This window comes from Sphingomonas sp. (assembly GCF_048595155.1).
Lineage (GTDB): Bacteria > Pseudomonadota > Alphaproteobacteria > Sphingomonadales > Sphingomonadaceae > Sphingomonas_I.
Genome location: NZ_JBMDXN010000108.1, coordinates 1 through 4772 on the forward strand (window position 1 = coordinate 1; position 4772 = coordinate 4772).

4 protein-coding genes are annotated in these 4772 nt (G+C 66.3%); all 4 read left to right on the forward strand.

The features are described from left to right. Positions 1 to 404, forward strand: a 404-nt coding sequence (locus ACOJSI_RS17380; RefSeq protein WP_420139570.1) for a DnaB-like helicase C-terminal domain-containing protein, incomplete at its 5' end; no start/stop codon positions are given. Positions 405 to 481: 77 nt separating this feature from the next. Further along, entirely contained in the window at positions 482 to 3286 is a 2805-nt protein-coding gene (locus tag ACOJSI_RS17385) for a M16 family metallopeptidase (RefSeq protein WP_420139571.1), read from the forward strand. Between the two features lie 65 nt (positions 3287 to 3351). Continuing rightward, a complete protein-coding gene (locus ACOJSI_RS17390; protein ID WP_420139572.1) occupies positions 3352 to 4167 on the forward strand; it encodes an HpcH/HpaI aldolase/citrate lyase family protein in 816 nt (271 codons plus the stop codon). A 58-nt stretch (positions 4168 to 4225) separates the two neighbouring features. Further along, on the forward strand, positions 4226 to 4772 hold a 547-nt coding region (locus tag ACOJSI_RS17395), incomplete at its 3' end, for an IMP dehydrogenase (RefSeq protein WP_420139573.1).

Genomic DNA, 4772 nt, shown 5'->3' on the forward strand with positions numbered 1-4772 from the left:
TTTCGGAAATCAGTCGCGGGCTGAAGCAGCTTGCCAAGGAGCTGCATGTCCCGGTGCTCGCCCTGTCCCAGCTCAGCCGCGCGGTCGAGCAGCGTGAGGACAAGCGGCCGCAGCTGTCCGACCTGCGCGAATCCGGCTCGATCGAGCAGGACGCCGATATCGTCTTGTTCGTGTTCCGCGAGGAATATTACGTCAACGCCCGCGAGCCGAAACGGCCGGATTCCACCAGCGGCGCCGACGTTCATGCCGCGCATGAGGAGTGGATGAAGGAAGCGGCCGGGGTGTTCGGCCTGTGCGAACTGATCGTGGCCAAGCAGCGCCACGGCGCAACGGGCAAGGTGAAGCTGAAGTTCGAGGCGCGCATCACCAAGTTCAGCGATCTGGCGGACGACTATGCCGGCTGAACGGCCGATCCGGACCTAGCCTCTTTCCTTCGGCGCAGGTTAGGCGCACGAGGCGCAGACACCTTCCAGGAGCAAACATGCGCCTCGTTTCGCTTGCTGCACTCTCTGCCGCCATCCTCGTCGCAACACCCGCACTCGCCGCACCTACCACGATCGCGCCGCTCGCCTTTACCGAGCGCACCCTGCCAAACGGCCTCCGGGTCTTCGCGATGCCCGATACGAGCGGCACGACGGTCTCGGTCCAGGTCTGGTACAATGTCGGCGGGCGGGACGATCCGCGCGGCCGGTCCGGCTTCGCGCATCTGTTCGAACATTTGATGTTCAAGTCCACGCGCAACATGCCCGCGGAAACGATGGACCGGCTGACCGACGATATCGGCGGCAACAACAATGCGTCCACCGATGACGATTTCACCGAATATCATGAATCCGCGCCGGCCAATCACCTGCAGAGCCTGATCTGGGCGGAAGCCGAGCGGATGGGATCGCTGGTGATCGATCAGCCGACGTTCGTGGCCGAACGCGACGTCGTGAAGGAGGAATTGCGCGGCGATGCGGCGCGTCCCTATGACAGCCTGTTCCGGCTGAACCTGCCGGCGGCGAGCTACACTGTCAGCAGCTATGCCCGTTCCCCGATCGGCAGCATTGCCGATCTGGATTCGGCGACGCTGGACGATGTCCGCGCCTTCCACGCACAATATTATCGACCCGATAACGCCGTGCTGGTCGTGTCCGGCAACTTCAACCCGGCCGATCTGAACAAGTGGGTCGACCAATATTTCGGACCGATCGCAAAGCCCGACCGCCCGATCCCGCGCAATTTCGTGGCGGAGCCGCCGCGCACCGCCGCGCGGCGCTTCACGCTGCACGCGCCCAATACGCCACTTCCAGCGGTGGTGCTGAGTTGGCAGCTGCCGCCGGCAAGCGATCCTGATCATGCGGTGCTGAACGTCATCGATGGTATTTTGTCCGGCGGCGAAAGCGCGCGGCTCTACCAGTCGCTGGTCTATCGCGATCAGCTTGCGGCGGAAACGGGGATTTCCACCGATCTGCGCAAGGGCACGGGCATGTTTTCCGCTTATGCGATCGTCGCCGGTGGCAAGACGCCGGAAACGGTGGAAGCGGCAATGCGCCGGGAGATCGCCCAGCTGCGCGATGCGCCGGTCAGTGCGCAGGAATTGACCCGGGTCAAGAACCAGATCGTCACGTCCGCCTTGAAGGAGCGCGAAACGGCGGAGGGGCGGGCGAGCTCGCTGGCTTCCAGCGTAATCCTGGAAAATGACCCGCACGCCGCTGACACGCGCATCGCGCAGATCCAGGCGGTGACGGCGGCTGACGTCCAGCGTGTCGCCCGCAAGTTGTTTGCGGACGATCGCGCGGTGACGATCGATTATCTTCCCGGCGCCCCTGGCGCGCAGGCGGACGCGATCCCGATCGCACCCACGGTCGCGACCGCTCCGCTCGTGATTCCCCGGGACGTGCCGGTCGTCGTCGCCGCGCCCGCGGATCAGCGGGTCCAGCCGCCCGCGCCCGGCGCCCCGGTGACGCCGACCTTGCCCACCCTGCGCGAGCGGCGTCTGAGCAATGGGATGCGTCTGGTGGTGATCGAGCGGCATGCGCTGCCGATCGTGACCGCCTATCTGGTGGCCGGGGGCGGATCGTCGACCGATCCGGCCGCACGCGGCGGCGTGGCCGAACTGACCGCCGATCTCCTGACCAAGGGCACGGCAACGCGCTCTGCCACGGATATTGTGCGGGACGTCGAAACCTTGGGCGGCGCGATCGGCGGCGACGCCGTGCGCGATGGCATGTTCCTGTCCCTGACCGTCAAATCCGATCAGCTGGCGCCTGCCATGGATGTCTTCGCCGATGTGGCCATGAACCCGTCGTTCAAGCTGGAGGAACTGGAGCGGGAACGGACCAAGGCGCTCGACGGGCTTAAGGTCGCCTATAGTGAGCCGGGCCAGCTCGCCTCGATGGTCTCCTCGCGTGCCGTCTATGGGCTTGGGCCCTATGGCAAGCCGGCGGATGGCACGCCTGCCTCGATCCGGGCGATCCAGCGCGATGACATCGTGAAGGGCTATCGCGGCTATTGGCGCCCGGACGCGACCACATTGGTGATGGCCGGCGATATCACGATCGATCAGGCCGCGCAGGTTGCCGATCGCCTGTTCGGCCGATGGGCCAAGCCCAATATGCCGCCGCTGGCGCCGCCCGCCGCAGGCACGCCTTCACCCCCACAGACCTATGTCGTCGATATGCCGCAATCGCCGCAGGCCGCCGTCGTGGTGGCGCGGGTGACGATCGCCCGCAAGGATCCGCGCTATTACCCGATGGTGGTGGCCGAGCAGGCGCTGGGCGGCGGTTTCAGTGCGCGCCTGAATCAGGAAGTGCGGGTCAAACGGGGCCTCGCTTATGGCGCCGGATCCTCGTTCCAGGCACGGCGCGCGCCTGGCCCGCTCGCGGCCTCGACCCAGACGAAGAACAGCACGGTTCCCGAAGTCATCGATCTGATCCGCGAACAGATGACACGCATGGGCACGGATCTGGTGCCGACGGCGGAACTCGACGCGCGCAAGGCCTCCCTCATCGGCGGCTTTGGCAGGCAGGTGGAAACCACCGATGGGTTGGCGGGCTACGCCGCCGGTCTCGTCTTGCAGGACGTGCCGCTGGATGAGATCAGTCGCTATTCAGCGGCGATCACCGCAGTGACCCCCGAACAGGTCCGGCAAGTGTCGCAGGAGCTGATCAACCCCAGCCCAGCGAGCGTCATCGTTGTCGGCGACGCCGCCCAGTTCCTGCCGAAGCTGCAGGCCAAGGGCGTGAAGGCGGACGTCATTCCGGCCAGCAAGCTGAACCTGGATAGCCCGACGCTGCGCTAGTTTGGGCGATGGCTTGGCGCCGCGCCCGGCCTTTCGGGTTTGGCGCGGCCGCGTGCTGCCGGTAGATGCATCCCATGCTCGATCATGTCCGCTCCGCCTTGTTCCTGCCCGCTTCGAACGCGCGCGCAATCGCGAAGGCCCGCACGTTGCCATGCGATATGGTTATTCTGGACCTTGAGGATTCGGTGCGGGACGCCGACAAGGACGCTGCACGCGCCGCGGCGCAGGCGGCGGCGGACGGCGGCTGGGGCGAGCGCCTGATGGCGGTGCGGCTGAACGGACCGGGCCCGTCGCACGACGCGGACCTTGCCGCGCTGTCCAGCCTGCGCGGCATCGACCTCATCGTCGTGCCGAAAGTCGAAACAGCGGAATATGCCGATGTGTTGGCACGGCGCCTCGGCAAACCTCTGCTGGCCATGATCGAGACGCCAGCGGGTGTGTATGCCGCGCGGGAGATTGCCGGTGTGGCGCAGGTGGTCGGCCTGATCGCCGGGTCGAATGATCTTGCGGCCACGCTACGGCTTCCGCCGGACGCCGGGCGCGATGGGCTGACGCTGGCGTTGCAGTCGATCGTACTGGCGGCGCGTGCTGCCGCGATCGTTCCGTTGGACGGCGTGTTCAACCTGCTGGACGATAGCGACGCGTTAGAGGCTGACTGCCTGGCCGGGCGCGCGCTCGGCTTCAGCGGCAAAGGCTTGATCCACCCCAAGCAGATCGAGGTCGCCAATCGCATATTCGCCCCTTCGGCCGAGGAAATCGACGAGGCTAAGGCGCTGATCGCGGCCGCAAGCGGAGGCGCCGAGCGCTTTCGCGGCCGCATGATCGAGACGATGCACGTCGATGCCGCCCGCCGCGCGCTGAAACGGGCGGTGCCGGCCTAGCGCCGCGGGCGATGGCCGCCTATATGGCCCCGAATCCTTCTTCCATCCGCGGGGATTCATGAACATCGAACTCGGCCTTACTTTTGACGACGTGCTGCTCCGGCCCGGCGCGTCGGAGGTGTTGCCGACGTCGGCTGACACCAGCACCCGCCTGACGCGCGACATCGGGCTGATGATCCCCTTCATGTCGTCCGCGATGGATACGGTCACCGAGGCCGACATGGCGATCGTGATGGCCCAATTGGGCGGCATCGGCGTGCTCCACCGCAATCTGGAGATCGAGGAACAGGCGGCCGCCGTTCGCGCGGTGAAGCGCTTCGAGAGCGGCATGGTCGTCAACCCGATCACGCTGACGCCGACGCAGACCCTGGCCGAAGCGCGCGCACTGATGGGCCGGCATCATATTTCCGGCTTCCCGGTGGTCGAGCCGAACGGCAAGCTCGTCGGCATCCTCACGCACCGCGACATGCGGTTCGCCGAGCGGCCCGATCAGGCGGTGTCGGAATTGATGACCAGCCAGAATCTGGTGACGGTACGCGCCGGCGTGAATTCCGCCGACGCGCAGCGCCTGCTGCACCAGCATCGGATCGAGAAGCTGCTGGTCG

Bases quoted from the DNA above. Each gene is read 5' to 3' on its own strand.
- ACOJSI_RS17385 (WP_420139571.1), top strand. From the start codon at position 482: ATGCGCCTCGTTTCGCTTGCTGCACTCTCTGCCGCCATCCTCGTCGCA.
- ACOJSI_RS17390 (WP_420139572.1), top strand. From the start codon at position 3,352: ATGCATCCCATGCTCGATCATGTCCGCTCCGCCTTGTTCCTGCCCGCT.